Genomic DNA, 25,452 nt, shown 5'->3' with positions numbered 1-25,452 from the left:
GATGAAGGATTGGCGTTTTCAAGCGAGTCGGCTTGACTCAAAAACCAGGCGAAAACGCCAGTTTTAACTTCACCCTTGTAGACCGTCCTGCCCACCCCCATATTGGGGCGACTGACGCGTGAAGGAATCCAACTTGAGCGAACTTCTCAACCGCCGCCTGGCTCTGCTCGGCGAGCGCGCTAACCTCTCCCTGCTCGAGCAGTGCCTGCACGGTATCGAACGTGAATGCCTGCGTGTTACCGGCGAAGGCCGCCTGGCACAGACCCCGCACCCGGAAGAACTGGGTTCCGCGCTGACCAACGAACAGATCACCACCGACTATTCCGAGTCGCTGCTGGAGTTCATCACCCCGGCCCTCACGGACCCGGCGGACACCCTGGCCAGCCTCGACAAGATTCATCGTTTCGCCTACAGCAAGCTCGGCAACGAGTACCTGTGGAGTCCATCGATGCCGTGCCCGTTGCCGGCCGAGGAAGACATCCCGATCGCCTACTACGGCACCTCCAACATCGGCCAGCTCAAGTACGTGTACCGCAAGGGCCTGGCCCTGCGCTACGGCAAGACCATGCAGTGCATTGCCGGGATCCACTACAACTTTTCCCTGCCGGAACAGCTGTGGCCGCTGCTCAAGCAAGCCGAAGGCTTCGTCGGCAGCGACCGGGACTACCAGTCTTCGGCCTATATCGCGCTGATCCGCAATTTCCGTCGCTACAGCTGGCTGTTGATGTACCTGTTCGGTGCTTCGCCGGCCCTGGACGCGGGCTTCTTGCGTGGCCGTTCGCACCAGCTGGAGCAGCTGGACGCCGAGACCCTGTACCTGCCCTACGCCACCAGCCTGCGCATGAGCGACCTGGGCTACCAGAGCCAGGCTCAGGCCGGCCTGACCCCTTGCTACAACGATCTGAACAGCTACACCGACAGCCTGCGCAAGGCCGTGGCCACGCCCTACGCGCCTTACGTGGCGGTCGGCACCCACAAGGATGGCGAGTGGGTGCAACTGAACACCAACATCCTGCAGATCGAAAACGAGTACTACTCCAACATCCGCCCCAAACGCGTGACCTACACCGGTGAGCGGCCGATCCAGGCGCTGATGGCCCGGGGCATCCAGTACGTCGAAGTGCGTTGCCTGGACATCAACCCGTTCCTGCCCCTGGGCATCGACCTGCAGGAAGCGCGCTTCCTCGACGCCTTCCTGCTGTACTGCGCGCTCAACGACAGCCCGCTGTTCGAGAACAACGAGTGCGGCAACGCCACCTCCAACTTCCTCGCCGTGGTCAAGGAAGGCCGGCGTCCGGGCCTGCAACTGCAACGCCAGGGCCAGCCGGTGGAGATGAAGGAATGGGCCGCCGAACTGCTGGAGCAGATCGCGCCACTGGCTGCCCTGCTCGACCAGAGCCACGGCAGCAACGTGCACAGCAAGGCCCTGGACGCCCAGCTGGCCAAGGTCAAGGATTCATCCCTGACCCCATCGGCCCAGGTGCTGGCGGCCATGAGCGAGCACAAGGAGAGCTTCAGCCAGTTCTCCCTGCGCCAGAGCCAGGTGCATGCCGAGCACTTCCGCAGCCAGGCCCTGAGCAAGGAAGAGCAAGCCGCCTTCGAAGACGCGGCGCGCAAATCCCTGGAGCAGCAGACCGAGCTTGAGCAAAACGAAGTGGGTGATTTCGACGTGTTCGTCGGCGCCTACCAGGCCAGCATCCTGGCCATCAGCAACTAGGGCCATGGCGAGGGCGCCTGCTCCCGCTAGGCCGGCCGGCCGTCCGCGGCGCAGCCCCTGCCAAACCTGGCGACCGGGTATTCCTGCATAAGCGCGTGGCCTGAGCTGGGGGCCGCGTTGCAACCCGGCGAGAGCCGGCGCCCTCGCCATAACACTTTTCTGGCTACGGCCACGAATTTCACCTCATAAGCTAATGCAAATAAGTTATTTATTTCTGCATTCTTAGATCATTTAGTCTCCTCCCACGCCGATCACCGGCCGCCTATGAGGAGCACCCCCATGAAACTGCATTTCCCCCTTCGCCTCCTGGCGGCCGCGTCCCTGGCCGCTGCGAGTTTCTTTGCCCAGGCGGCCGACGTCACCGTCGCCTACCAGACCACCGTCGACCCGGCCAAGGTCGCCCAAGCCGACGGCAGCTATGAAAAAGCCACCCAGGCCAAGATCAACTGGCGCAAATTCGACAACGGCGCCGACGTCATCGCCGCCATCGCTTCCGGCGATGTGCAGATCGGCTACCTGGGCTCCAGCCCGCTGACCGCCGCCATCACCCGCAAGGTGCCGGTGCAAACCTTCCTCATCGCCACCCAGATCGGCGCCGCTGAAGCCCTGGTGGCCCGCGACGGTTCCGCGATCAACAGCCCTCAGGACCTGATCGGTAAAAAAGTCGCCGTGCCCTTCGTTTCCACCGGCCACTACAGCCTGCTGGCGGCGCTGAAGCACTGGAACATCGACCCCTCGAAAGTGCAGATCCTCAACCTCGCGCCACCGGCGATCATCGCCGCCTGGAAGCGCGGCGATATCGACGCCACCTACGTCTGGGACCCGGCCCTGGGCGTGGCCAAGGAAAACGGCAAGGTGCTGATCACCTCTGGTGAACTGGCCAAGTTCGGCGCACCGACTTTCGACGCCTGGATCGTGCGCAAGGATTTTGCCGAGAAGCACCCACAAATCGTCAGCGCCTTCGCCAAGGTGACCCTGGAGGCCTACGCCCAGTACCGCAAGGACCCACAAGCCTGGCTGGCCAACCAGGGCAACGTCGACAAGCTGGTCAAGCTCTCCGGGGCCAAGGCCAGCGATATCCCGCTGCTGCTGCAAGGCAACGTCTACCCACTGGCCGCCGACCAGGTGCTCAGCCTCGGCGCCCCGACCACCAAGGCCATCACCGACACCGCGGTGTTCCTCAAGGAACAAGGCAAGGTCGAGGCGGTACTGCCGGACTACGCCCCCTACGTCAGCGCCAAGTTCATCCCTGAATAACCCGCGACCGGACAGGAGATAGCCGTCATGGCCTTGCTACAACTGGAGCGCATCAGCGCACAGTACCCCGGCGCCGCCGAACCGGTGCTGGCGGATATTTCCCTGACCCTGGGGCCACAGCAACTGCTGGTCGCCCTGGGGCCTTCCGGCAGTGGCAAGACCTCGCTGCTGAACCTGATTGCCGGCTTCGTCGATCCCAGCGCCGGGCGCATCAGCCTCGACGGCGTGCCGGTCAAGGGCCCCAGCGCCGAGCGTGGCGTGGTGTTCCAGGACGACGCCCTGCTGCCCTGGCAGGACGTGCTGGGCAACGTCGCCTTCGGCCTGGAACTGGCCGGCATCGCCCGGGATCAACGCGAAGCCCGGGCGCGGGAGATGCTCGCCCTGGTGGACCTGGCCGGCTTCGACAAGCGCCGCATCTGGCAACTCTCCGGTGGACAGAAACAGCGCGTGGGCCTGGCCCGCGCCCTGGCCGCCGACCCGCGCGTGCTGCTGATGGATGAACCCTTCGGCGCCCTGGATGCCTTCACCCGCGAGCAGATGCAGGAGCTGTTGCTGCAAGTCTGGCAGCGCACCGCCAAGCCGGTGTTCCTGATCACCCACGACATCGAGGAAGCAGTGTTCCTGGCCACCGACCTGATCCTCCTGGCACCCAACCCGGGGCAGATCGTCGAGCGCCTGAACCTGGACTTCGGCCAGCGCTACGCCGCCGGCGAGTCGGCGCGGGCGATCAAGTCCGACCCGCTGTTCATCGAAACCCGCGAGCACGTGCTGTCCCGGGTGTTCTCCCAACGCAGCGCCACCCAGCAGCAGGAGCGCCCATGAGCAGCTACGAGATTCCCGCCACCACGACCCGCGATGCCAACCCGAAAGCGCCCCTGCCGGTGCGTCGTAGCCTGAGCACCCGCTGGATCAGCGTGCTGACTCTGATCGCCCTGCTGGCCCTGTGGTGGGCGGTCACTGCCAGCGGCCTGATCGAACCGCTGTTCCTGCCGCCCCCTGCCGCCGTATTGCAAAAGGGCTGGTTGCTGGCCACCAGCGGCTACATGGACTCCACCCTCTGGCAGCACCTGGCAGCCAGCCTGCAACGCATCGGCCTGGCCCTGGGCTTTGCCGTGCTGACGGCAATTCCGGTGGGCATCGCCATTGGCGCCAACCGCATCGCCCGGGGCGTGCTCGACCCTTTGATCGAGTTCTACCGGCCGATTCCGCCACTGGCCTATCTGCCGCTGATCGTCATCTGGTGCGGCATTGGCGAGCTGTCCAAGGTGCTGCTGATTTATCTGGCGATCTTCGCCCCGATTGCCATCGCCACCGCCACCGGCGTGCGCACCGTCGACCCGGCCAAGCTGCGCGCCGCCCAGTCCCTGGGCGCGACCCGGGCGCAACTGATTCGCCACGTGATCCTGCCCAGCGCCCTGCCGGACATTCTCACCGGCGTGCGCATCGGCCTGGGCGTGGGCTGGTCGACCCTGGTGGCGGCGGAGCTGATTGCCGCCACCAGCGGCCTGGGCTTCATGGTGCAATCCGCGGCGCAGTTCCTGGTCACCGATGTGGTGCTGCTGGGGATACTGGTGATTGCCCTGATCGCCTTCGCCATGGAAATGGGCCTGCGCGCCCTGCAACGCAAGCTGGTGCCCTGGCACGGCCAATCCCACTGACCTGCGTGCGCCGCCTGCCCCGCACGCGGTTCACCTGTAGCCGCTGCCGAGCCCTCGCGAGGCTGCGACCGAGCGCGTAGCGCTCGCAGCAATCGATGAAGAAGGCCTCGTTGCATGGGTTTGCATCTACTGCGCCGCCGTTCGCAGCCTCGCCAAGGCTCTCGACAGCGGCTACAGGGTCACGACACCGCCAGCGCAACCGTTTTTTAGTTTGATGCAGATAAACCGAATCCGACCACGCCAACAAATGGGCGCCGAACAAGAGAACGACCATGAGCCTGACCATCACCCCTTTAAGCTCCGCCCTCGGCGCCCAGATCAGTGGCGTCGATATCAGCCAACCGCTCAGCGTCGAACAGCGCGACGCCATCGAGCAGGCGCTGCTCAGGCATCAAGTACTGTTCTTCCGCGACCAGCCGATCACCCCACAGCAGCAAGCACGCTTCGCCGCCCACTTCGGTGACCTGCACATTCACCCGATCTACCCCAATGTGCCGGAACAGCCGGAAATACTGATCCTCGACACCGCTGAAACCGACGTGCGCGACAACGCCATCTGGCACACCGACGTGACCTTCCTGCCAACCCCGGCCCTGGGCGCGGTGCTCAGCGCCAAGCTGCTGCCGCCGTTCGGCGGCGACACGTTGTGGGCCAGCGGCATCGCCGCCTACGAAGCCTTGTCCGAGCCGCTGAAGAACCTGCTGCAGGGCCTGACTGCCACTCACGAGTTCATCAAGTCCTTCCCTCTGGAACGCTTCGGCAACACCCCCGAAGACCTGGCGCGCTGGGAGGAAGCCCGGCGCAAGAACCCGCCGCTGTCGCACCCGGTGATCCGTACCCATCCGGTGAACGGCCGCCAGTCGCTGTTCGTCAACGACGGCTTCACCACCAAGATCAACGAACTATCGGAGAGCGAAAGCGCGGCCATCCTCAAGCTGCTGTTTGCCCACGCCACCAGCCCGGAGTTCACCATCCGCTGGCGCTGGCAGGAAAACGACGTGGCGTTCTGGGACAACCGCGTGACCCAGCACTATGCCGTGGACGACTACCGTCCACAGCGCCGGGTGATGCAGCGCGCGACCATTCTGGGGGATGTGCCGTTCTTTCGCTGAAACGCGGGGAGATGCAGCAGGCCCCGGCCCCGCTGAATGAGCGAAGCCGGGGACAGCGGGCTATTTGACGCTGGAGGGAGCTTTCTTCTTGCGATTGCCGATATGAATCGCCTGGCCATTCACCGACAAGGCAGCTTCATGCAGGGCTTCGGACAGGGTCGGGTGGGAGAACACCATCATTCCCAGGTCTTCGGCGCTGGTGCCGAACTCCATGCCGATCGCGCCTTCCTGGACCAGTTCCGCAGCGCCCGGGCCGATCACATGCACCCCAAGTACCCGGTCGGTGCCGGCATCGGCAATGACCTTGACCAACCCGGCGGTGTCGTTGGCCGCCATGGCCCGGCTGCTGGCGGAGAATGGGAAGGTGCCGATGTTCAGTTCGATGCCCTGGGCCTTGAGGGCCTGTTCGGTCTGGCCAACCCAGGCGATTTCCGGGTGGGTGTAGATCACTGACGGGATCAGCTCGTAATTGAGCGGATGGTGATGCCCGGCAAGGCTCTCGGCCACCATCACCCCCTCCTCCGACGCCTTGTGCGCCAGCATCGGGCCGCGCACCACGTCGCCAATGGCGAACACCCCAGGCACGCTGGTCAGGCACTGGCCATCGACATGAATAAAGCCACGCTCGTCCAACTGCACACCGCTGTCGGCGGCCAGCAGATCGGTGGTCAGGGGCCGACGACCCACGGCGACAATCAGGCGGTCGAAGGTCTGCTGCTTGTCCTCGCCGCCCTCGCTGAGGCTGACCTTGACGCTGTCGCCTTGCACTTCGGATGCCGTCACCCGGGCCCCCAGACGGATATCCAGGCCTTGCTTGCCAAAGATCTTCTGCGCCTCCTTGGCGATCTGCACGTCCACTGCCGGCAGGAAGCTGTCGAGGGCTTCGAGCACCGTCACTTCGGCGCCCAGGCGGGCCCAGACCGAGCCCAGTTCCAGGCCGATGACGCCGGCGCCGATCACCCCGAGGCGCTTGGGCACGTGGGTGAATTCCAGGGCTCCGGTGGAGTCGACGATCACCTTGTCGGTCAGCGGTGCGGCGGCGATGTCGATGGGGCGGGAGCCGGGGGCGAGGATGATGCTGGGGGCACTGATGCGCTGGGTGCTGCCGTCGGCCGCGGTGACTTCCACTTCCTTGTTGGCCAGCAACTTGCCGTGACCTTCCAGCAGGGCCACGCCATTGGCCTTGAACAGCGAGGCGATGCCGCCGTTGAAATTGCGCACCACGTTGTCCTTGCGCGCCAGCATGGCCGGCACATCCATCTGCGGATTGCGGATGCCAATGCCGTGCACTTCAAAACCGTTGCGCGCCTCGTAATAGTGATGAGAGCTGTCCAGCAATGCCTTGGAAGGAATGCAGCCCACATTGAGGCAGGTGCCACCCAGGGCGGTCTTGCCGTCCTTGCCCTTGTAGCGCTCGATACAGACCGTCTTCAGTCCCAGCTGCGCCGCCCGGATCGCCGCGACATAGCCACCAGGACCCGCGCCGATCACGATCACATCGTATTGTTCACTCATAGATTGCCGTCCTTTGCACAGACAAACTCGACCACAGCTCCCATGGTCGCCCTGTCCTTGAGAATTTTCAGGTGGCCAAGCCCGCGGGTTTGCAGGACTTGCCGGTGACGCAAGCCTTCAGCGAAGGATTGCAGGTCATCTGCCGGGACTTCCTGATCCTGCTGGTCATGCACCAGCAGCACCGGGATATCCACCTGGTGGCCATAACGACTGACCGCCAAGCTGCGCATGTCCTTCTGATAGCGTTGCTCAACCAGAAGTTGCATGCGTTGTCTGACGTCATCGTTGATCCACAGAAATGCCGCAAAACGCCGAACGACGTTTTCGATGTCGGCCGGCGCAGCCACCAGCACCGCCCGCTCGAAGCCCTTGCCGACCGGGGTGCTCAAGGCATACCCGGCGGCAGCCCCGCCCAGGGAGTGCCCGATCACCGTGTCGAACGGCCCCAGCTGTTGTTGCACCTGATCCAGCATGCTGACGAAGGTCGGCAGCGAGGCTTGCCGACCGCCGCTGCCGCCATGGCCGATGCAGTCGAAGGACAGCACTTCACAGCCCTCCTCCAGCAACAGCGGAATCAGGTACTGCCACTGGGTACTGGCGCCACTCCAGCCATGCACCAGCACCACCCGGCGCCGGACCTGCTGCGGGGTCCAGCGGAAACAACGCAGCCGCCCTTCCTCGGTTTCCAGGTCCTGCACCGTGGCGCTGGGCAGCGTCAGCGGAAAATGCTGGCGCAGCCGTTGTGGCGTGGTGAACAGCTTCAGCGCACGCGTTGCAGCACGCCGAGGAAGCAGCCGCGACTCCATCCAGAAGCTGCAACGCAGCAGCCCCAGAACCCCGTTGTAAATGCCCTTGAAGAGCATTTTCTTGAAGCTGCTACGCCGGCCCTTGGCGGGTGCCGACGCTTGCTCTTGGGTCGCCATCTTGCTTCCTCATCGACTACAGGGTTCAGCGCTGGATTACAGCTTCACCATGTTGAAATCCAACTTGCTCACGCCGCATTCCGGACAGGTCCAGTCTTCGGCAATGTCATCCCAGGCAGTGCCCGGAGGCACCCCCGAATCGGGATCGCCCAGCCGTTGATCGTAGATCCAGCCGCAGATCAGGCACATCCACAGGCCGGACTCGGTCACGGCGCTTTCAGCATAGGTCGTCATGGGTGGTTAACCATCGTCAAAAGGTTGTGCGTTGTGCTCATGCGCTGGCCTGAGCCACTTCGGCCACCTTGATGTTCTGTACAAGGAACTGCGCCACCTGCTCCAGCACCGCGGCATCGGAGAGAATGCGCACATGGCCGAGCCCGGACACTGGCTCCAGCTTCGCCCAAGGCATCAGCGTGGTGATCTGCTGCGCTTCGCAGAACGGCACGATCGGGTCGTTGAGGTCGTGCAGCACCAGGGTCGGCAACTGCAGGCCGTTGCCCAGGGCCGGGATGTCCCAGTGCTGGACCGGCACGCCGTTGCGCTTCCACAGTTCACGGTGCATGGCCTGGACCACCGCCGGCTTGAGCTTGAGGTAACCGTTGGCCCAGCGCTGGATCACCACCGGCAGGTTGGCCGGCGAGCCCAGCAGGCACAGGGCCTTGATCCGATGGGTCTCGGCCAGTTCCGCCAGGGCCCCGGTGGCGGCGATACCGCCCAGGGAGTGGGCGACGATTCCCACCACGTCACCCAGGGCGACGATGGCTGCTTTCACCGCGTCCTTGAACTCGGTCATGGTGCTCAAGGAGCCCGGCGAGATGCCGTGGGCCGGTGCATCGAAGGTCGCGACCTTGAAGCCTTGGCGCTGCAGGACGCGAGTGAAGGAGTACAGGCTGCGACTGTCTGCGCCCCAGCCATGGACCAGGAGGATGGTCTGGTCGCCCGTGCCCCATTGATAGCCGTGAGGAACGCCGGCGATGCCCTTGATATGGAAACGCTGGGCGCCCAGGGGGCTCATTTCCTTGTCGGGTTGCTTGATGTATTCCCGGGTGTAGCCGAACAGATCCGTGGCCTTGGCACCGGCGCTGTCCACCGAGAGCGACCCCAGAATGCCCATGTAGCTGCGCAGCAGCTGCTGCTTCAGGGTCAGAGGACTGTTGGCCGCCTTGGCGCCCGGCGTGTTCTGCCCCTCGGCGGCCTGGGCCGGCCGGTCAAAGGACTCATAGAAGCCATTGACCGGGTCGTACAGGTGACAGTTGCGCGCCACGTGCCAGACATCCTGCACGGTCATGGGTTTTTCCCTGACCATCCCTGGGAAGGCGTTCTTCAACGCTGCCTGGGCTTCGGGCAGGTTGTAGTGGGGAATGATCGGCGCCACGTGGTGCGCGGTGTGCACCGAAATGTAGTGGGTCAGGAACAGCAGCCACTTGGGGTACATGTAGTCAGTGGTCAGCAGCAGTCGGCTGCTGTTGAAGCTCCAGTGCTCCTTGGTCAGGAACGGAGTCTCATCGCTGATGTGGTGCATCATGGTGGTCAGGCTGAACCAGGCATGGGTCGCCAGCCACGGGGCAACGAAGTACAGGAACAGCCCGGTGAAGCCGGTGAAGTACACCAGGGTCGGCAGGTAGATCAGCGCAGCCACCACCATGAACAGGATCGAACGACGCACTTCGTTGCGCGCTTCGAGCTTGTGGAACATGGACGGACGGAAGCCAGAGTGGCGCTGGTAGTTGACCGTGCCCAGCCAGAACAGCCAGGTGCGGGTGCTGCTGTAGACCAGCTTGTCCCACCAGGGCATGGCGTCGTACTGCACGCGCAGTACCGGGCGCCAGTCGACGTCCATTTCCAGGTTGTTGGTGTTGGCGTGGTGCATGTTGTGCATATGGCGCCAGCCGTGGAACGGGTACAGCAACGGCAGCAAGGCGATATGCCCGAGAATGTGGTTGAAGCTGCGATTGCGCGAGAACGAGTTGTGCCCGCAATCGTGGGCCACACAGAACAGACCCCAGCCGCCCAAGCCCGCCACCAGCCACAGCGGCAGGTAGAACATCCAGTGCACGTGGGCGACCGCCACTATCGCGCCGATGTAGAGCATGTAGCTGACGACGAAGCTGAGCATCCCGCGCCAGACCCGAGGCTGATACAGGTGCTTGGGGATTGCGTCCGTCAGGCGCAGGCCTTCGATCTCCTGTGAGCGTCGAAGCAGGTCATTGAATTTATCGTTTTTTTGCGAAGGCATCTGTGCAATGGCCATGGCCAAGCTCCTGCGAAGTCAAACTTCGGATGTGGTCAGTTCGTTGGCCAGGTATTTGGACAAGTCATCGATGCTGGAGTATTCGAACAGCAAGGCCGGGGACAGGCGCTGCTCCATGAATTTCTCCAGGTCGCCCGCCACCTTCACCGCCACCAGCGAGTCAAGGCCGTAGGACTCGAAGCTGCGGGCGGTATCGACCTGGGACGGATCGATCTTCAGCAGCGTGCCCATCTTCTGCACCAGCCAATGCTTGATGCTCTCTTCGTTGAGTTCGACCGCCGCCTGTTTTTTCTCCGAGAAGCTCAGAGTGCTCAGCAAATTGGAAATGAAGTTGGACATAGGATCTTCCTTGATGAGTAGGGTGGTTTACAGATCAGACGATCCCGTTGTTCAGGATGCGGCCTGACGCTTACGGACTTTGTCGATCATTGCCTGGGACGGTGAACGCAGGTCTGAGACCAGTCTCAGCTTGCCCATTAACGCCAGTGTCCAGCCCGACAAGTCGGGCTCCCACCAATGCACGCCATGCCGGTACCAGGCAGGGAATGCGTGGTGATTGTTTTGCAGCCCCTCGCCAAAGGTGAGGAACGCGACAATCCAGTTGTTGGTGCTCTGGTCGTGGGTCACGAACGGCCGGGCGCCATAGCGGTGGCAGATGGAGCCCACGCACCAGGCCGCCTGGTTGGCCACGAAGATCCGCGCCAGGCCGCCGAAGATCAGGCCGCTCCAGGCACCGGACCAGCTCTGGGTGACCAGGCCGCCGATGATCCCCGGCAACACCACGCCCAGGGCGACCCAGAACAGGTAGGTCTGGTTGTAGAAGAACAGCCGACGGTCACGCAGGATGTCGGGGGCAAAGAAGTTCCAGCTCGACATGTCCGGCGCCAGCATCCACGGCATGTGCGCATGCCACAGGCCCTTGGCGCGCTCCAGGCGGCTCTGGCCCATGAGGTTGGGCGAATGCGGATCACCGTGCTGATCGCTGTAGGTGTGATGCCGGCGATGGGTGGTGACCCAGAACAGGATCGGCCCCTGGGCCGCCATGGAGCCGGCGATCAGCATCAGGCTGCTCATCAGACGCGAGGTCTTGAACGCGCGATGGGCCAGGTAGCGGTGATAGCCCATGGAGACGCCGAACATCTGGATCGCGTAGAACACCCCGAAGAGGATGAAGTCCAGGGCGTGCACCTGACCGGTGACCCACAAGCGGATCGCCTCGAAGGCACCGAACAGGGGCACCAGCATCACCGCCAGCGCAATGCGTGCCTTGGTTCTGGCGGCTGCCGGACTCAGCTGCGCGACACCGCTGATCTCTGGAGTCGCCGTGGTTGTGAGGATCTCGTCCATGAATAGCTTCCTGTGAGGTAAGGACCGGCAATCAGCTTTCTGTAGGTTCTGCAGCAACCGGCGCACCAGGACGCTTCACGTCCCAAGCCAGGCCGCACAAGGCCAGCAACTCGATGAACCAGCCACCGATATCCAGCTGCCAGGGCTTGAGCCCGGCGTGGGCCAGCGCCGGAAAGGCGTGGTGGTTGTTGTGCCAGCCGCCACCGACCGTTGGAATCGCCAGCCAGAACACGTTGCGGCTGGTGTCCCGGGTCGGGTGGTCACGGCCACCGACCCGATGGGCGAAGGAGTTGATGCACCAGGTGGCGTGGTCCACCAGGAAGATCCGCACAAAGCCGCCCCACAGCAGGCCACTCAGGGCGCCTTCCCAACTGCGGGTAATCAACCCGCACACCAGGGTCGGAAGCAGCAGGCCGAGGATGATCCACAGGTAGTAGCGCTGGTTGATCTGCATGATCAGCCGGTCGCGAATCAGGTCGGGAACGAACTGGCTCCAGTTCTGCTTTCTCAGGCTGAACAGCCAGCCCAGGTGGGCGTGCCACCAGCCTTGGATATTGCCGACAAAGCCTTCCTTGAGCGGACGCGGCGAGTGCGGGTCGCCTTCCTTGTCGGTGAAGGCGTGATGCTGGCGGTGGGTGGCCGCCCAGAACAGGATCGGGCCCTGGGCTGCCATCGAACCGGCGATACCGAAAAACGCGGTGACCACCGGACCGGCCTTGAACGCATGGTGGGAAAAGAAGCGGTGCATCCCCACTTCCACCCCCAGGGCGGTCAGCAGGTACATGCTGGCCAGTGCACCAAACTCCAGCCAGCCAATGCCCTGCTGCCAGGCCAGGACCAGTGCGACCAGGGTGCCCACCGCCGGCACACCGACGGTCAGCCAGGCCAGTTGACGCTCGCGATGACCGGTACGGTCGATATGAGGATTCATGGCCGTCATGACAGAGCATCCGTAGGGGTTTTAAGAGGTTGTGCCGAGGCCGCAGCGGCCGAACGTCCGGCGCCGTAGCGCGCCAGGCTGTCGTTGAGCAGGGCCTGCCGGGTGGCCTGGCGCTGGACCTTGCCACTGGTGGTCAGCGGGATGCCGCCCATGGGCGCCAGATGAATACGCGCCGGGGACACGCCAAACTGGCTGACCAGGGTGCTGGTGATCAGCTGGCGCAGTTGTTCCTGCTGGGCTTCGTCGAGTTTTTCGCTGCGCTTGATCTCGACCACGATCGCCAACTGCTCCTGCTGGCCGTTATCCACGCCCACCGCCACGCAACCATTGCTGCGGATGCGCGGGTCCGCGCTCTCGACCGCCAGTTCCAGGTCCTGGGGATACAGGTTGCGACCGGCAATGATGATCAGATCCTTGAGGCGGCCGGTGACGAACAGCTCATCCCGATACAAGGCCCCCAGGTCGCCAGTGCGCATGAAATGTCCGTCGACGCCCGGCAACTGGGCGCGGAACACTTGCTCGCTCAGCGCCTCCTTGCCCCAGTAACCAGCACCCACGTTGTCGCCCTGGACCCAGATCTCGCCGATCTGGCCGTCGGCGACCGGCTGCAGGCTGACGGGATCGACAATCGCCAGGCGCAAGCCCGGGGCCACCCGCCCGCTGCTGACCAATGGCAAGGCGAATCCATCTTCGACGTCGACAATGGCCAAGGTTCCGATGGCGAGCTGGTCCCGATCCACCTGGGTGTTGAATGCCGGTTGGTCATGGGGTTTGCCCGAGACCAGCACCGTCGCCTCGGCCAGTCCATAACAGGGGCCCAGGGCCGCAGGGTTGAAGCCGGCGACAGCGAAGCGCTCGGAGAAGCGCGCCAGGGTGCTTTGCCGGACCGGTTCGGCCCCACAGTAGATGGCCTTGAGCTTGCTCAGGTCGAGGGCTGCCAGCTCGTCATCGGTGATGTTTTCAACACACAGATCAAAGGCGAAGTTCGGCGCGATGGTGACGTCGGCGCCATACCTGGACACCGCATCCAGCCAGCGCAATGGCCGCTGGACAAAATGCCCGGGGCTGATGAGCACGGTCGGAAAGGCGTCGTAGATCGGCTGCAATATGCCGCCCATCAGGCCCATGTCGTGATAGGGCGGCAACCAGCTGCAACCCACGCGATCCTTGGCCTTGCCCATCCACTGGCTGGCGCTGCGGCAATTGCTATAGAGGTTGGCGTGGGTCAGCATCACGCCCTTGGGTGCGGAGGTAGAACCTGAGGTGTATTGCAGCAGGGCCAATTGACCGGGGTTCACAGCCTGCGCCTGCCAAGAGGCATTCTCCGTGGCCAGCTCTTGCGGATCGACCCATTGCGGCGCGGGTACATCATCCTGCAACAAGGCGTTGACCCGTTCCTGGGAGCGCATGAAACGCGAGCTGGTCAGCACGATTTGCGGATGGGCATCGGCGCAGATCAACGCCAGGCGCTCCAGGCCTCGGGTCCCCACCGGCGGGAAAGCGGGAATCGCCACCGCACCGGCCAGGAACAGACCGAACAGAGAAACGATGTAGTCGATACCGGTCTCGAACAGCATCAGCACCCGTTTTCCCCGGGGCTCGAAAATCTGCAGCGCCGCGGCCAATCGTTGACTACGCTGCCACAGTTCGGCGTAGCTGATGGCCGCCTCCTCTTGCTCGCCATCGAGCAAGTGGATAAAGGCGGTTGCATCAGGTTGAAGCCAGGCGCGATAAGCCAGTACTTCGGTAACCGAACTTAAACATTCGATTCCCAGGGTGCCGGCCAGCGACAAATCATCAACTGCTAAGTGCGCTGAGAAGGTCTGATTAACATCATTTAGATAATCACGAGGCACGGCGTAGTTCATTCAAAATCCTTTTTAAATGGAGAGCCATATATTGACCTAATGGTCGTTTATTATTTTCAGCACTAAGGAACCGAACAAACACCCCTAACGAGGGGAGCTCTTACTAGGCAGTAGACAAGATGTCATTTTATTGACAGGGCGAAGCATTCACTTAATGAATGCCTATTTTCTTATATGTCCCACTGGGAATAGCGTGGGCAGAGAAAGTTAGATTTGGACGCGTTGAGAAGTCTGCCACCAGCTTGTATATTTTGCTAATGCACAAATGGACACTTACAGGGAGAAAATGGACATGGATGTGCTCACGTTGATCGCGCTGGAAGGAGCCATGGGGTCAAGTGTGGCGATCACCTTGGATGTGCTGCGTACTGCCAACCAGATCGCCGAAGTCATGGGACGCCCCACCATTACCTGGAAGATCATCGGCAGCAGTGAATCCGTACGAATGCGCAATGGCATGCGCCTGGATGCACTGCCACTGGACAGCGCCCAGACCATTGAAGGCAGCATGCTGGTCATCCCGGGGCTGGGGCTGGAAAACACCCAGGAGCTGGATTTCTTTGGCTGTCGCCGGGAAAAGCGGCAGCCGGGCCTCAGTCAGTCCACCGAGCTCATTGCCCGGCTCGGGCACAACGACATCCGCAAGCTGAGCAAGCTGGTGCAAGAACACCACCTGCGCGGGCGACAGACTGCGGCGTCCTGCTCGGCGGTTTTCGTCCTGGGGGAGGCAGGGATTCTCGAGGGCCGCACCGTCACCACCCACTGGCAACTGTACGAGACCTTCAAGCAGCGTTATCCCGAGGCGATACTCGACACAAAGCGCATGCTTATTCATGACGGAAATATGATTACTGCTGGCGCAGGCATGTCGCAAATGGATCTGATGCTTTATGTACTGCGCAATAAGATGGGTAATCAAATTGCCGAGCTGACCATGCGCTATCTGCTGATAGATGGTCGGCCTGCGCAATATCACTACATGGCCCTATCCAACTTACAAACAGAAAATCGCGAAGTGCTGATGCTGGAAAAGTTCATCGAGGACTGCCTGCCCAACGTTCCTCCATTGAGCACCATTGCCGAGCACTTGCGCATCACCGAGAAGACCTTATCGCGCAGAATCCGTAGCGCCACGGGTAAGCCGCCCATGGCCTTCATTCAGAAAGTTCGCCTGCAACATGTTCAAAGCTTATTGGAAACTACCAACATGAGCATTGAAGAAGTTGCCTTCAAAGTAGGCTATTCCGACGCGACGGCACTACGTCGACTGATGTGGAAAAACATGGGCTGCACGCCGAGCCAGTTGCGCAAGGCCAGGTCCGGCCCGCCGATCATCTGATCAGCGCGCACTGGAGCCATCACTTGTCATCCTCGGCCGTGCCTGGCGCAGCCGGGGGAACCTTGCACAGTGGCACCAGCAGCAGCGCCACCACGAACATCATCGCCATCAGGCGGAATACATCGCCAAACGCCAGGGTCAAGGCTTCACGCCCCACCAATCTGCCGAGAATGCCCTGGGCCATGAGGAATGCGTGGCTGGAGTCAGGCGTATCGGCGGCGATCTTCAGGGCCAACTGCCCCATCAGTTCCTGGGCCGCAACCGCCTTGGCACCCAAAGATTCCGACAGACGCAGCCCCTGGGTTCGGGCGTCGTCCTGCAGCCAGGTGTTGACCGTTGCAATGCCAATGGCGCCACCCAGGTTGCGCATCAGGTTGAACAGGCCGGAGGCCTGACGCAATTCCACGCCTTGGAATGAACTCAAGGCCATGTTCACACTGGGAACGATGCACAGCATCAGGAACAGGCCGCGGGCAACTTGAGGAACCAGCAGCTCATCGAATCCCCAGTTGGACGTGACCCGGGAGGTCAGCCACAAGCTCAGCGCCAGGCCCAGAAAGCCCACCGAAATGATCAAGCGTCGATCAACCTTCTCCGAAGCCCGGGCGGCAATAATCGTACTCACCAGTTGCCCGATTCCCACGACGAAAACGGTGGTGCCGATTTCCAGGCTGTCGAAACCCCGCACTCGTCCGAGAAACACCGGGACCAGATAAGTCGAGGAATACAGGCCAAAGCCAATCACCAGGTTCAGCAGGCAGGCGATGGAAAAGGTCCGATCGCGAAAGGGCACCAACGACACAATCGGGTTATTCGAATACAGCGAACGCTCGATAAACAAACCAAAGGAGACAATGGAAACCCAGGCGGCAATGACAATCCCGCTATCGCTGAACCAGTCCTTGCGCGGCCCCTCTTCCAGCACGTACTCGAAGCAGCCCAGTGCCAGGGCCATGGCCACGAAGTGCAGCCAGTCGATCCGCCGCAACATCGACAGATCGGGGCGATCCACATCGATCAGCAGCGCCGCACCAACGCAGATCAGCAGCCCCGGCAGCACGTTGATAAAGAAGATCCAGCGCCAGTCCAGGTAGAAGGTCACCAGCCCGCCCACCGTGGGGCCCAGCGTCGGCGCCAGCACCGCTGTCATGCCGAGGATGGCCGGGACCATCGCCCGCTGCTTGCCCTCGAATAGCACGAAACCCACGGCAAACACCGTAGGCACCATGGCCCCGCCGGCGAAGCCTTGCAGGGCCCGCAATACAATCATCGACTCGATGTTCCAGGCCATCCCGCAGCCAATGCTGAACAAGGTAAAAAATGCCGCACTGACAGAGAACAGCCAGCGGGTGGAAATCGCCTGGGCGAGGAATGCCGAGAAGGGAATCATGATCAGTTCGGCGATCAGATAGGCGGTCTGCACCCAGCTCACTTCATCAGGACCGGCACTGAGTCCGGCCTGCACATCGTTCAGGGATGCCGCCACGATCTGGATATCGATCAACGCCATGAACATGCCAAAGGCCATGATGGTGAAGACCAGAAACTTGCGTCGAGTGGACTGTTGACCAGGCTGGGCGCCCGCGTCAGGGAGGTCGGATACGCTTGTCGTCACGGTAGGTACTTCCCTGTAGTATTGCGACCGCCATATGAATATTATGATCGTAATTCAAAACAGCATGGAGCTTCAACATGGAGCAGAGCACCCAGACTCAGAACGCCATCCTGCAAGCCACGCAAGAGACGGAAAAGCCGCGCAAGCGCTCCAAACGGCCTCTGATCGCGGGTGCCATTGCCATGACCTTGGTGGCGGTCGGAGTGGCCTGGGTGCTGATGGCGCCTTCAACTGAAGCCACCGACGACGCCTACATCGCCGCCGATGCCACCTCCGTCGCACCACGGGTTCATGGCCTGGTGACCGAAGTCCTGGTCAAGGACCACCAGACTGTGACGGCCGGACAGCCCCTGGTGCGCATCAACAGCGAAGAGTTCGATAGCCGAGTCGCCCTGGCCGAAGGCGATCTCGCCGACAATCAAGCCCAGGTCGCCCTGGCTGAAGCAGCCCTGACGATCCAGGATGCCGAACAGCGCCTGGCCAACGCTCGGGTGCTGGCGGCGCGCACCTCAATCCGCACCAACCAGGCCGAGTCCAAGCGCGCAGGGGCGGAACGTAACCGTTTCGACACCCTGGTCACTACCGGTGCTGTGGCGCGCAACGAAGTCGAGAAATACAGCACTCAGGCGATCTCGGCAGAGCAAGGTCTCGCCTATGCCCAAGCCATGCTGCAAGTGGCGGAAAACGACCTTGCTGTCACTTTAGCCCAACGCGAACGCTTGCAGGCGCAGCTGCAAATGGCCAAGGCCAAGGTGGTGACGGCGAAAGCCCGACTGGAGCTGGCGCAACAGGACCTGCGACACACCACTGTCTATGCGCCGATGGATGGCACCGTGGGCAATCGGCAGATTCAAGTGGGGGACTATGTGCAACCGGGCTCACGCCTGCTGACCCTGGTGCCGCTGCATGACCTTTATGTATTGGCCAACTTCAAGGAAACCCAGACTCAGCACATGTACCCAGGCCAATCCACCCGTATCAAGGTCGATGCCTTGCCGGGCGTGAGTATCGTCGGCACCGTGGAAAGCCTGGCGCCGGGTTCAGGTTCGACCTTCGCCCTGCTGCCCTTTGAACCGGGAACCGGCAACTTCACCAAGATCGTGCAGCGGGTGCCGGTGCGCATTCGCTTCAACGCCGACCAACCGGGCCTCGAGCGCCTGCGGCCGGGTCTGTCGGTGACCGCCAAAGTCGATCTGGGAGACTCTCAGGAACGCGCAGTGGCCAGCACCCAGACCTCGCTGAAAGTCAGCACCAACACAGCCGCCCCGGCGCACTGACAGGGCCGGCAACAGCTTCGCCCAGCGCCCCGCTCCAGGCGCCCAGACAGCCCCCGACAGATAACTCTGTTGGGGGCTGTTTGCTGAGTGCAGAGCCTGAAGGACCTACTCTGCCGTCGATGGCCTTTCCCACAGATTGATCCGCCCCTCTTTGGCGAAATGATCGATTTCCGCCAGCTCCTCTACGGTAAAACTCAAGTTCTGCAACGCCCCGACATTCTCGATGATCTGCTCCGGTCGGCTCGCGCCAATCAGCGCCGACGTCACCCGCGGGTCGCGCAGGGTCCACGCCAGGGCCAACTGCGCCAGGCTCTGGCCGCGATTCCTGGCGATCTCGTTGAGGGCCCGCACATGGGCGATATTGGCCTCGGACAAATGAGCGGCCTGCAACGAACCACCGCCCGGACGATTGACTCGCGCATCCTCGGGAATGCCATTGAGGTATTTGTCGGTTAGCAGCCCCTGGGCCAGCGGCGTAAAGGCGATGACCCCGACCCCAAGCTCGTCGGTGGTATCCAGCAAGTCCTTCTCCACCCAGCGGTTGAGCATGTTGTAGGCCGGCTGATGGATCAGCAACGGCACCTTCCACTCCTTGAGCAGCGCGGCGATTTCCCGGGTTTTCACCCCGGAGTAGGAAGAAATGCCGATGTACAGCGCCTTGCCCTGCTGCACCGCGCTGGCCAGGGCGCTGGCGGTTTCCTCCAGCGGGGTATCCGGGTCGAAACGATGGGAATAAAAGATATCCACATAGTCCAGGCCCAGGCGCTGCAGGCTCTGGTCCAGGCTGGCCAGCACATACTTGCGCGAGCCTCCGCCCTGGCCGTAAGGCCCTGGCCACATGTCCCAACCGGCCTTGCTGGAGATGATCAACTCATCGCGATAGGCCTTGAAGTCTTCCCGCAGCAGCCGGCCGAAATTGATCTCGGCACTGCCATAGGGCGGGCCATAGTTATTGGCCAGGTCGAAGTGATTGATGCCCAGGTCGAAAGCCGTGCGCAGCAAGGCGCGTTGGGTATCGATGGGCGTGCTGTCGCCAAAGTTGTGCCAAAGCCCCAGGGACAGCGCCGGCAGCACCAGGCCACTGCGTCCGACACGGCGATAGGGAATGGAGTCGTAGCGATTTTCGGCAGCTAGATAAGTCATCGAATCCTCTTTGGGTTGGGGTCAATCTGGAAGGGTTAACCTCGGCACACACATTGCCGGCCTTACTCACCGGCACACCACCGTGGGTACGGCCCTTCATACTCTGCTCTGAACAATCCGCGCCACTGCAGTTCCGGAATCTCCTGCGCCGCAAAACCCTGCAACCCTGCCGGACGATGCGATACCCACTGCCGGAAGGACTCAAATTCTCCCCGGGCACGACGCTGCGGTCAGCCATGAAAACGAACGTGCCAAGTATGATTTTCATGGATTACATACTAAATTCGTACTACCCGAGACACCCTTTCAGGTCGACGCAAAAGTCCTGGGCGCAAGCCAGGGAGGACCGCACAGTGAACACCACCTCAGCGGTTTACACCGCCAGATCGCGCCCGCTCTCGAAGACCCGAGCTGGACAATCACGGGATAACCCTGGGATGGCCGCGCCACATTCAACGGCCCTTTGATTGGGAAGATTGCCGCGAAACTGTCCAGTAAATGCGGTAACTGCGGGTTATCGTACTGACCACTCATCTTATCCCGGACACAGGCATCGCCCTGCCAATTGCCGCAAAGCCCGGCCACTGACGGATAGAACTTCCGTGCCCGAGGATAAGGTGCGACATGTTGCTCACGACCTAAATTCGCGCGTCGACGGCATTGTCGGAATTCACCCGATCCACCCCTTCCGCCCCCTGAAAGAAGGACCTTCAGACCAATATACGTACTACGTAGCACGGTACGTTATAGTTCTTAGCACTAGTGGCAATACGCCCCGTTCGCTCGATCACGGCCGCCAAGGCCCAGCGCACAACCAAGGGTTCGAAGAAGGTGGAGCGGGCCATGCGCTCGGCAATGGAGTCTGTGGCGCTTGCCAGGCTGTCGGCGACAAACAGCGCATCGAAGCGACATGGCTCCGGCGATCTGCGCCAGTTCTTTATAGACCGCAAAATCCAGTCTTGCCTGGGCCGGCATATACGCATGACGCCAGGCAGCAAGGTGCTGACCGACAGCCATAAGACAGGTCCCGAACTTGTTATAGCGGGGGGAACTGAGCACGGATGACTCCATGCTCATGCTGCAAAAGGGACAACCCCAAAGCCCACCGTAGGAGCCGGTCGAAGCACTCCGAGCTCGTCCAGGCTGCGCGGCTCACCGTGATGCGCCAAATAGCTCGGGCTGGCGCAGGTCACCTGTTGCAGATTCGCCACCCGTCGGGGGCAATCAGCGAGGGCGGCCGCATCGCCAACTTTTCCAGCAGCACCGCGGGCCTCAACCTGCCGGGCTATGCGCCGTAAATCGCCAGCAAGGCCGCGGTGGAATCCCTGGCCCAGGTGTTCGCCAAGGAACTGCGCGGACGCCAGATCACGCTCAATGCCGTAGCGCCAGGGCCGGTGGCTAGCGAGCTGTTCGTAAAGGGCTAGAGCGAGGAACAAATGGCGAGTTTCGCCAAGATGCCGCCCCTGGAGCGCCTCGGCCATCCGGAGGATATCGCCAACATCATCAGCTTCCTGGCAAGCCCGGCGGCGGCCTGGGTCAACGGACAGATTCTGCAGGCCAATGGCAGGCGGGTTTGACGCCTATGCTCGAAACACAAGCCCGTAAATCCATTCACCGGCAAGCGGTACGCCGCCTGGCCGCTCCTGCAAGGAGATGCCCATCATGCACACCACCATCATCATCACCTTCGGCCTGATTCTGCTGGCGCTGATGCTGTTTATCGGCGAACGACTGGGCTTTGCCCGACAGACCTTGGGCTATGGATTTACTGGGTTGTGGCTGGCGTTGACGGTGATCAACGGCGCGGTGGGGATGGTCACCGCCCATCAGCCCCTGAGATCGGAACTGATGGTCGGCAGCCTGGTGTTTGCCGTGCCAGTGCTGGCCCTGGTGCTCTACTTGCTGTTCACCAGGGCCTGAGCGTCTGGCTCAGCGCACCAGATGCAGGAACTGCATGTGGCGTTCGTACTGGTCGAGGATGTCGTTGATGATCTGCTCCTTGCTGTAACCCATCAGATCGTAATCCTGACTGCCCTCGGCCAGATGCACCTCGGCCCGGTAGTAACGGCGATTGCGCAGCTCTTTGGGGCCCATGCCACCACGGGCGAAGGACGGGGTGAAGTACCCACGCATCTGCACCTGATAGATGAACGGATGCTGGTCGCCATGGCCGATTTCCAGGCTCACGCTGTCGTTGGCCGGGTCGGGCTGGGTCACCACGTTCAGGCCTTTCTCGACGAATACCGCGGTCACCTCTTCAATGGCCGGGCGCACCGTCTGGTCAAGGAAGCGATACACCTCATCCCGTGACGGGAAGTGCACCGCCTGGCTCAGGCGCTGGCGCCAGCCGCCCTTGCCGCGCCGCGAAGGCGCCACCGGGGCCAGGGAGTGCAGTTGGGCGATGCGCCGCTGCGATTCCAGGTAGAACGCCTTGTGCAGCCCCCACATCATCAACAGCAGAATCAGCGAGAACGGCAGCGAGGTCAGCACCACCGCCGACTTCAGCGAGTCGATGCTGCCAGCGAACAGCAACGCGCTGGTGACCAGCGCGGTCATCGCGCCCCAGAACACCCGCAGCCATTTCGGCCCGTCTTCATCGGCGTTGCCGCCCTTGGCCGACAGGGTCGAGAGCACCACGGTGCCGGAGTCCGCCGAGGTGACGAAGAACACGAAGCTGATGAACACCGTGACCGCGATCACGGTCTTGCTCCAGGGGTAGGTTTCCAGCAGCAGGTAGAGGGTCATCGACGGGTTGTCGATGGCCGACATGCCCAGGGCACTCATGCCGTGGTTGAGCACCTGGTCGATGGCGCTGTTACCGAAGATCGACATCCACGCCAGGGTGAAGCCCAGGGGAATCAGCAGCACGCCAAAGACGAACTCACGAATGGTCCGGCCCCGGGAAATCCGTGCGATGAACAGCCCCACGAAGGGCGACCAGGCAATCCACCAGGCCCAGTAGAACACCGTCCAACCGCCCAGCCAGTCGCTGGGCTTGTTGTAGGCGTAAACGTCGAAACTCTTGGTCGGCAAGGCGCCCAGGTAGTCCCCCAGGTTCTGGATCAGGGTGTTGAGCAGGTGCTGGGTGGGGCCGGCGAACAGCACGAACAGCAGCAGCGCCACCGCCAGCAGCATGTTGATGTCGGACATCACTCGCACGCCCTTGTCGACTCCCGACACCGCAACAATGATCGCCGCGCCCATCATCAAGGTGATCAGGCCGACCTGAATCCACTGGGTGTGAGCGATGCCGAACAGGTAGTCGAGGCCGGAGTTCAGGTGCAGCACACCAAAGCCCATGTCGGCACCCAGGCCGAACACCGTAGCGATGATGCCGAAGCCGTCCACCGCATAGCCGATGGGGCCGTTGATGCGCTTGCCGATCAGCGGATACAGCGCCGAACGCAGGGCCAGCGGCAGGTTATGCCGGTAGGCGAAGTAGGCCAGGGCCATGCCGACGAAGGCGAACACCCCCCAGCCGTGCAGGCCCCAGTGCAGGAACAGCAACTGCATGCCCTGACGCGCCGCCTCGGCAGTGCCGGCCTCACCCTGGGGCGGTTGCAGCATGTGGGTCAGGGGCTCAGAGACGCAGAAGAAGAACAGGGTGATGCTGATCCCGGCGGCGAACAGCATGCCGGCCCAGGACAGGTAACTGAACTCGGGTTCGTCGTGGTCGGCACCGAGCTTGATCTTTCCGTAGCCGGACAAGGCGGTGACCACCACGAAGACCAGGTACAGGGTCATCGCCAGCATGTAGTACCAGCCGACCGTGTTGGCCGCCCAGTTTTGCGCCGCCAGGAGCCAGGCGCCGGCCTGCTCGGGCATGGAAATCACCACCACGCCGAAGATCAGGATAAAGCTCGCGGCGAAGTAGAACACCGGAGGGTTCATGCGAATCAGAGTATTCGCGGAGCTGGATGGCGCACTCATGAAGGGTGCACCTCGAAGGGATGAAACACGGCTGAAATGTACGGACTCAGCAAAGGCAAGCCTCCTGTTGTGAGCGGGCAGCGAACCACCGGTTTAACTTGAACGAGCGTTCAAGTTAAACATGGATAGGCGGTCGAGGACTAATCGCAGGGCTCAGCGGTACTGTTCAGTACGCTAGCTCAGGGAAGGGTATGACGTATGTCGGACGCAATCGTTCAGCAGAAAAAACGCTGCCCGCACGCGGTGCCGCTGCCGCAGGCTGCGCGGGGTTTGGGCGGCATACCGGCGCGGAGAGATTGAAGCCGCTGAAATTCGGCGGCTCATCGACAAGCAAGGTCCTGCGGACCTTTTCGCAGCCTCGCAGGCTCGGCAGCGGCTACAAGAAGCTGGTGCAGCGGGAGGCATGGGCGCCTCTGTAGCCGCTGCCGCAGGCTGCGCTAGGCACCGAAGGGGCCTCGGCGGTGGTGGAATCGCCGGCGAGGCTGCGGCTCGTTCGCCGCCTTCGGCAGCGGCTACAGAAGGCCAGTCCTACTTTTGCGAGCCGTCATCGTGCTGCAGGTTGGCCTGGGTCAGGTTGCAACCGGCCGGCACGCTGCGGGTCAGCCAGACGTTGCCGCCAATGGTCGAACCCTTGCCGATGGTGATGCGCCCCAGGATGGTCGCGCCGGCATAGATCACCACGTCGTCCTCGACGATCGGGTGACGCGGGTGACCCTTCTGCAACTGGCCGTCTTCGTCCGCCGGGAAGCGCTTGGCCCCCAGGGTCACCGCCTGGTAGATGCGCACCCGCTCGCCGATGATCGCGGTCTCGCCGATCACCACACCCGTGCCGTGATCGATGAAAAAGCTGCGGCCGATCTGCGCCCCGGGGTGAATGTCGATGCCGGTGGCCGAGTGGGCGATTTCCGAACTGATCCGCGCCAGCAACGGCAAACCTGCACGGTACAGATGGTGCGCCAGGCGGTGGTGGATCACCGCCAGGATGCCGGGGTAGCACAGCAGCACTTCATCCACGCTACGGGCCGCCGGATCACCGTGGTAGGCCGCCAGCACGTCGGTGTCCAGCAACACCCGCAGGCCCGGCAGGGCCAGGGCGAAATCCTGGATCAGGCGGATCGCCTTGGCGTTGACCTCGGCGTCCGCCTCACCGTTCTGCCGGGCCACATAACGCAGTTCAAGACGCGCCTGGGCCAGCAACGAGTTGAGTGCAGCGTCCAGGGTGTGGCCGACGTAAAAGTCTTCACTCTCTTCGCGCAAATCCACCGGCCCCAGGCGCATGGGGAACAGCGCACCGCACAGGGCTTCAAGGATCTCTGCCATGGCCGCTCGCGACGGCAGTTCGCGCCCGCCCTGCTCACCACTGACCCGACCGTTGCGGCTACGCCACTGATCACGGGCATCACGCAGTTGGCCAACGATGGTCTGCAATTGCCAATGGCTGGAACGCTCGCTCACGATAAGACTCCTTACTCGGGCGGCCGGACAATCGGGCCGCGCAAACGGCGATCACTTTACGCCCCACCAGGGCGAGGTTTAAGAACTAATTGTTCGACTCACAGC

20 protein-coding genes and 1 pseudogene are annotated in these 25,452 nt (G+C 62.4%); 9 read left to right on the top strand and 12 right to left on the bottom strand.

Annotated features, from left to right (window positions below; genetic code table 11):
* Positions 1 to 133: 133 nt before the first annotated feature.
* The 5 genes from gshA to tauD all read left to right on the top strand — a co-directional run bounded on the left by gshA (position 134) and on the right by tauD (position 5,744).
* Positions 134 to 1,717, top strand: coding sequence for a glutamate--cysteine ligase (gene gshA / locus WIN67_RS01365; protein ID WP_102862654.1), 1,584 nt, complete (start codon positions 134 to 136; stop codon positions 1,715 to 1,717).
* Between the two features lie 279 nt (positions 1,718 to 1,996).
* Positions 1,997 to 2,974, top strand: coding sequence for a taurine ABC transporter substrate-binding protein (tauA, locus tag WIN67_RS01360; protein WP_102882184.1), 978 nt, complete (start codon positions 1,997 to 1,999; stop codon positions 2,972 to 2,974).
* A gap of 27 nt (positions 2,975 to 3,001) precedes the next feature.
* A complete protein-coding gene (gene tauB, locus WIN67_RS01355) occupies positions 3,002 to 3,796 on the top strand; it encodes a taurine ABC transporter ATP-binding subunit (RefSeq protein ID WP_339070527.1) in 795 nt (264 codons plus the stop codon).
* The gene (gene tauC / locus WIN67_RS01350; protein ID WP_102882185.1) at positions 3,793 to 4,632 is read left to right on the top strand and encodes a taurine ABC transporter permease TauC; all 840 of its coding nucleotides are present in this window, start codon (positions 3,793 to 3,795) and stop codon (positions 4,630 to 4,632) included. The genes tauB and tauC overlap by 4 nt, the downstream gene beginning before the upstream one ends.
* A 272-nt stretch (positions 4,633 to 4,904) precedes the next feature.
* Positions 4,905 to 5,744: a taurine dioxygenase gene (tauD, locus tag WIN67_RS01345; protein WP_339070526.1), complete on the top strand. Its 840-nt coding sequence runs from the start codon at positions 4,905 to 4,907 to the stop codon at positions 5,742 to 5,744.
* 60 nt (positions 5,745 to 5,804) lie between these two features.
* On the opposite strand, the gene lpdA is transcribed toward tauD, so the two are convergent.
* From lpdA to WIN67_RS01305, 8 genes are read right to left on the bottom strand one after another with little or no spacing between them, the layout of a single operon-like run.
* On the bottom strand, positions 5,805 to 7,259 hold the full coding sequence (gene lpdA, locus WIN67_RS01340; protein ID WP_339070524.1) for a dihydrolipoyl dehydrogenase: 1,455 nt from the start codon (positions 7,257 to 7,259) through the stop codon (positions 5,805 to 5,807).
* Positions 7,256 to 8,182, bottom strand: coding sequence for an alpha/beta hydrolase (locus WIN67_RS01335; protein WP_170001985.1), 927 nt, complete (start codon positions 8,180 to 8,182; stop codon positions 7,256 to 7,258). Before WIN67_RS01335 ends, lpdA begins: the two co-directional genes overlap by 4 nt.
* Before the next feature lie 36 nt (positions 8,183 to 8,218).
* Complete coding sequence (locus WIN67_RS01330) at positions 8,219 to 8,416, bottom strand: rubredoxin (protein WP_102862648.1); 198 nt, start codon at positions 8,414 to 8,416, stop codon at positions 8,219 to 8,221.
* 37 nt (positions 8,417 to 8,453) lie between these two features.
* Entirely contained in the window at positions 8,454 to 10,433 is a 1,980-nt protein-coding gene (locus WIN67_RS01325) for an alpha/beta fold hydrolase (RefSeq protein WP_170001983.1), read from the bottom strand.
* 18 nt (positions 10,434 to 10,451) lie between these two features.
* A complete protein-coding gene (locus tag WIN67_RS01320; RefSeq protein WP_102862646.1) occupies positions 10,452 to 10,772 on the bottom strand; it encodes an acyl carrier protein in 321 nt (106 codons plus the stop codon).
* A 51-nt stretch (positions 10,773 to 10,823) separates the two neighbouring features.
* On the bottom strand, positions 10,824 to 11,780 hold the full coding sequence (locus WIN67_RS01315; protein ID WP_102862645.1) for an acyl-CoA desaturase: 957 nt from the start codon (positions 11,778 to 11,780) through the stop codon (positions 10,824 to 10,826).
* 31 nt (positions 11,781 to 11,811) lie between these two features.
* Positions 11,812 to 12,720: an acyl-CoA desaturase gene (locus WIN67_RS01310; RefSeq protein ID WP_102882189.1), complete on the bottom strand. Its 909-nt coding sequence runs from the start codon at positions 12,718 to 12,720 to the stop codon at positions 11,812 to 11,814.
* On the bottom strand, positions 12,717 to 14,513 hold the full coding sequence (locus WIN67_RS01305; RefSeq protein ID WP_339070523.1) for a fatty acyl-AMP ligase: 1,797 nt from the start codon (positions 14,511 to 14,513) through the stop codon (positions 12,717 to 12,719). Before WIN67_RS01305 ends, WIN67_RS01310 begins: the two co-directional genes overlap by 4 nt.
* 367 nt (positions 14,514 to 14,880) lie before the next feature.
* Between WIN67_RS01305 and WIN67_RS01300 the strand changes: the two genes are divergently transcribed.
* Entirely contained in the window at positions 14,881 to 15,927 is a 1,047-nt protein-coding gene (locus tag WIN67_RS01300; RefSeq protein WP_249735458.1) for a GlxA family transcriptional regulator, read from the top strand.
* Between the two features lie 19 nt (positions 15,928 to 15,946).
* Here the strand turns inward: WIN67_RS01300 and WIN67_RS01295 are convergent, their stop codons facing one another.
* Entirely contained in the window at positions 15,947 to 17,542 is a 1,596-nt protein-coding gene (locus tag WIN67_RS01295; protein WP_123391797.1) for a DHA2 family efflux MFS transporter permease subunit, read from the bottom strand.
* Between the two features lie 77 nt (positions 17,543 to 17,619).
* Here WIN67_RS01295 and WIN67_RS01290 point away from each other — a divergent pair, with 77 nt between their 5' ends.
* A complete protein-coding gene (locus tag WIN67_RS01290) occupies positions 17,620 to 18,819 on the top strand; it encodes an HlyD family secretion protein (protein WP_339070522.1) in 1,200 nt (399 codons plus the stop codon).
* Between the two features lie 105 nt (positions 18,820 to 18,924).
* Here WIN67_RS01290 and mgrA read toward each other — a convergent pair whose 3' ends face one another.
* Positions 18,925 to 19,962: an L-glyceraldehyde 3-phosphate reductase gene (gene mgrA / locus WIN67_RS01285; RefSeq protein ID WP_102862639.1), complete on the bottom strand. Its 1,038-nt coding sequence runs from the start codon at positions 19,960 to 19,962 to the stop codon at positions 18,925 to 18,927.
* A 1,229-nt stretch (positions 19,963 to 21,191) separates the two neighbouring features.
* Here mgrA and WIN67_RS01275 point away from each other — a divergent pair.
* Positions 21,192 to 21,539 (top strand): annotated as a pseudogene (locus WIN67_RS01275) (SDR family oxidoreductase); the annotation flags it as partial.
* Positions 21,540 to 21,624: 85 nt separating this feature from the next.
* Positions 21,625 to 21,882: a hypothetical protein gene (locus tag WIN67_RS01270; RefSeq protein ID WP_339070521.1), complete on the top strand. Its 258-nt coding sequence runs from the start codon at positions 21,625 to 21,627 to the stop codon at positions 21,880 to 21,882.
* A gap of 9 nt (positions 21,883 to 21,891) precedes the next feature.
* Here WIN67_RS01270 and betT read toward each other — a convergent pair whose 3' ends face one another.
* The gene (gene betT, locus WIN67_RS01265) at positions 21,892 to 23,853 is read right to left on the bottom strand and encodes a choline transporter BetT (RefSeq protein WP_185021118.1); all 1,962 of its coding nucleotides are present in this window, start codon (positions 23,851 to 23,853) and stop codon (positions 21,892 to 21,894) included.
* A 567-nt stretch (positions 23,854 to 24,420) separates the two neighbouring features.
* Entirely contained in the window at positions 24,421 to 25,347 is a 927-nt protein-coding gene (epsC, locus tag WIN67_RS01260) for a serine O-acetyltransferase EpsC (protein WP_265074034.1), read from the bottom strand.
* Positions 25,348 to 25,452: the final 105 nt, after the last annotated feature.

Origin of the sequence: Pseudomonas idahonensis (genome assembly GCF_037903935.1) — a bacterium.
In the GTDB taxonomy this organism is placed as follows: domain Bacteria; phylum Pseudomonadota; class Gammaproteobacteria; order Pseudomonadales; family Pseudomonadaceae; genus Aquipseudomonas; species Aquipseudomonas danubii.
This window is presented reverse-complemented; position numbering and strand designations above follow the sequence as displayed.

Bases quoted from the DNA above. Each gene is read 5' to 3' on its own strand.
- lpdA (WP_339070524.1), bottom strand. From the start codon at position 7,259: ATGAGTGAACAATACGATGTGATCGTGATCGGCGCGGGTCCTGGTGGC.
- betT (WP_185021118.1), bottom strand. From the start codon at position 23,853: ATGAACCCTCCGGTGTTCTACTTCGCCGCGAGCTTTATCCTGATCTTC.
- tauD (WP_339070526.1), top strand. From the start codon at position 4,905: ATGAGCCTGACCATCACCCCTTTAAGCTCCGCCCTCGGCGCCCAGATC.
- tauC (WP_102882185.1), top strand. From the start codon at position 3,793: ATGAGCAGCTACGAGATTCCCGCCACCACGACCCGCGATGCCAACCCG.
- WIN67_RS01270 (WP_339070521.1), top strand. From the start codon at position 21,625: ATGCACACCACCATCATCATCACCTTCGGCCTGATTCTGCTGGCGCTG.
- tauA (WP_102882184.1), top strand. From the start codon at position 1,997: ATGAAACTGCATTTCCCCCTTCGCCTCCTGGCGGCCGCGTCCCTGGCC.
- WIN67_RS01290 (WP_339070522.1), top strand. From the start codon at position 17,620: ATGGAGCAGAGCACCCAGACTCAGAACGCCATCCTGCAAGCCACGCAA.
- WIN67_RS01335 (WP_170001985.1), bottom strand. From the start codon at position 8,182: ATGGCGACCCAAGAGCAAGCGTCGGCACCCGCCAAGGGCCGGCGTAGC.
- WIN67_RS01300 (WP_249735458.1), top strand. From the start codon at position 14,881: ATGGATGTGCTCACGTTGATCGCGCTGGAAGGAGCCATGGGGTCAAGT.
- WIN67_RS01310 (WP_102882189.1), bottom strand. From the start codon at position 12,720: ATGACGGCCATGAATCCTCATATCGACCGTACCGGTCATCGCGAGCGT.
- WIN67_RS01315 (WP_102862645.1), bottom strand. From the start codon at position 11,780: ATGGACGAGATCCTCACAACCACGGCGACTCCAGAGATCAGCGGTGTC.
- mgrA (WP_102862639.1), bottom strand. From the start codon at position 19,962: ATGACTTATCTAGCTGCCGAAAATCGCTACGACTCCATTCCCTATCGC.
- WIN67_RS01320 (WP_102862646.1), bottom strand. From the start codon at position 10,772: ATGTCCAACTTCATTTCCAATTTGCTGAGCACTCTGAGCTTCTCGGAG.
- tauB (WP_339070527.1), top strand. From the start codon at position 3,002: ATGGCCTTGCTACAACTGGAGCGCATCAGCGCACAGTACCCCGGCGCC.
- WIN67_RS01330 (WP_102862648.1), bottom strand. From the start codon at position 8,416: ATGACGACCTATGCTGAAAGCGCCGTGACCGAGTCCGGCCTGTGGATG.
- WIN67_RS01325 (WP_170001983.1), bottom strand. From the start codon at position 10,433: ATGGCCATTGCACAGATGCCTTCGCAAAAAAACGATAAATTCAATGAC.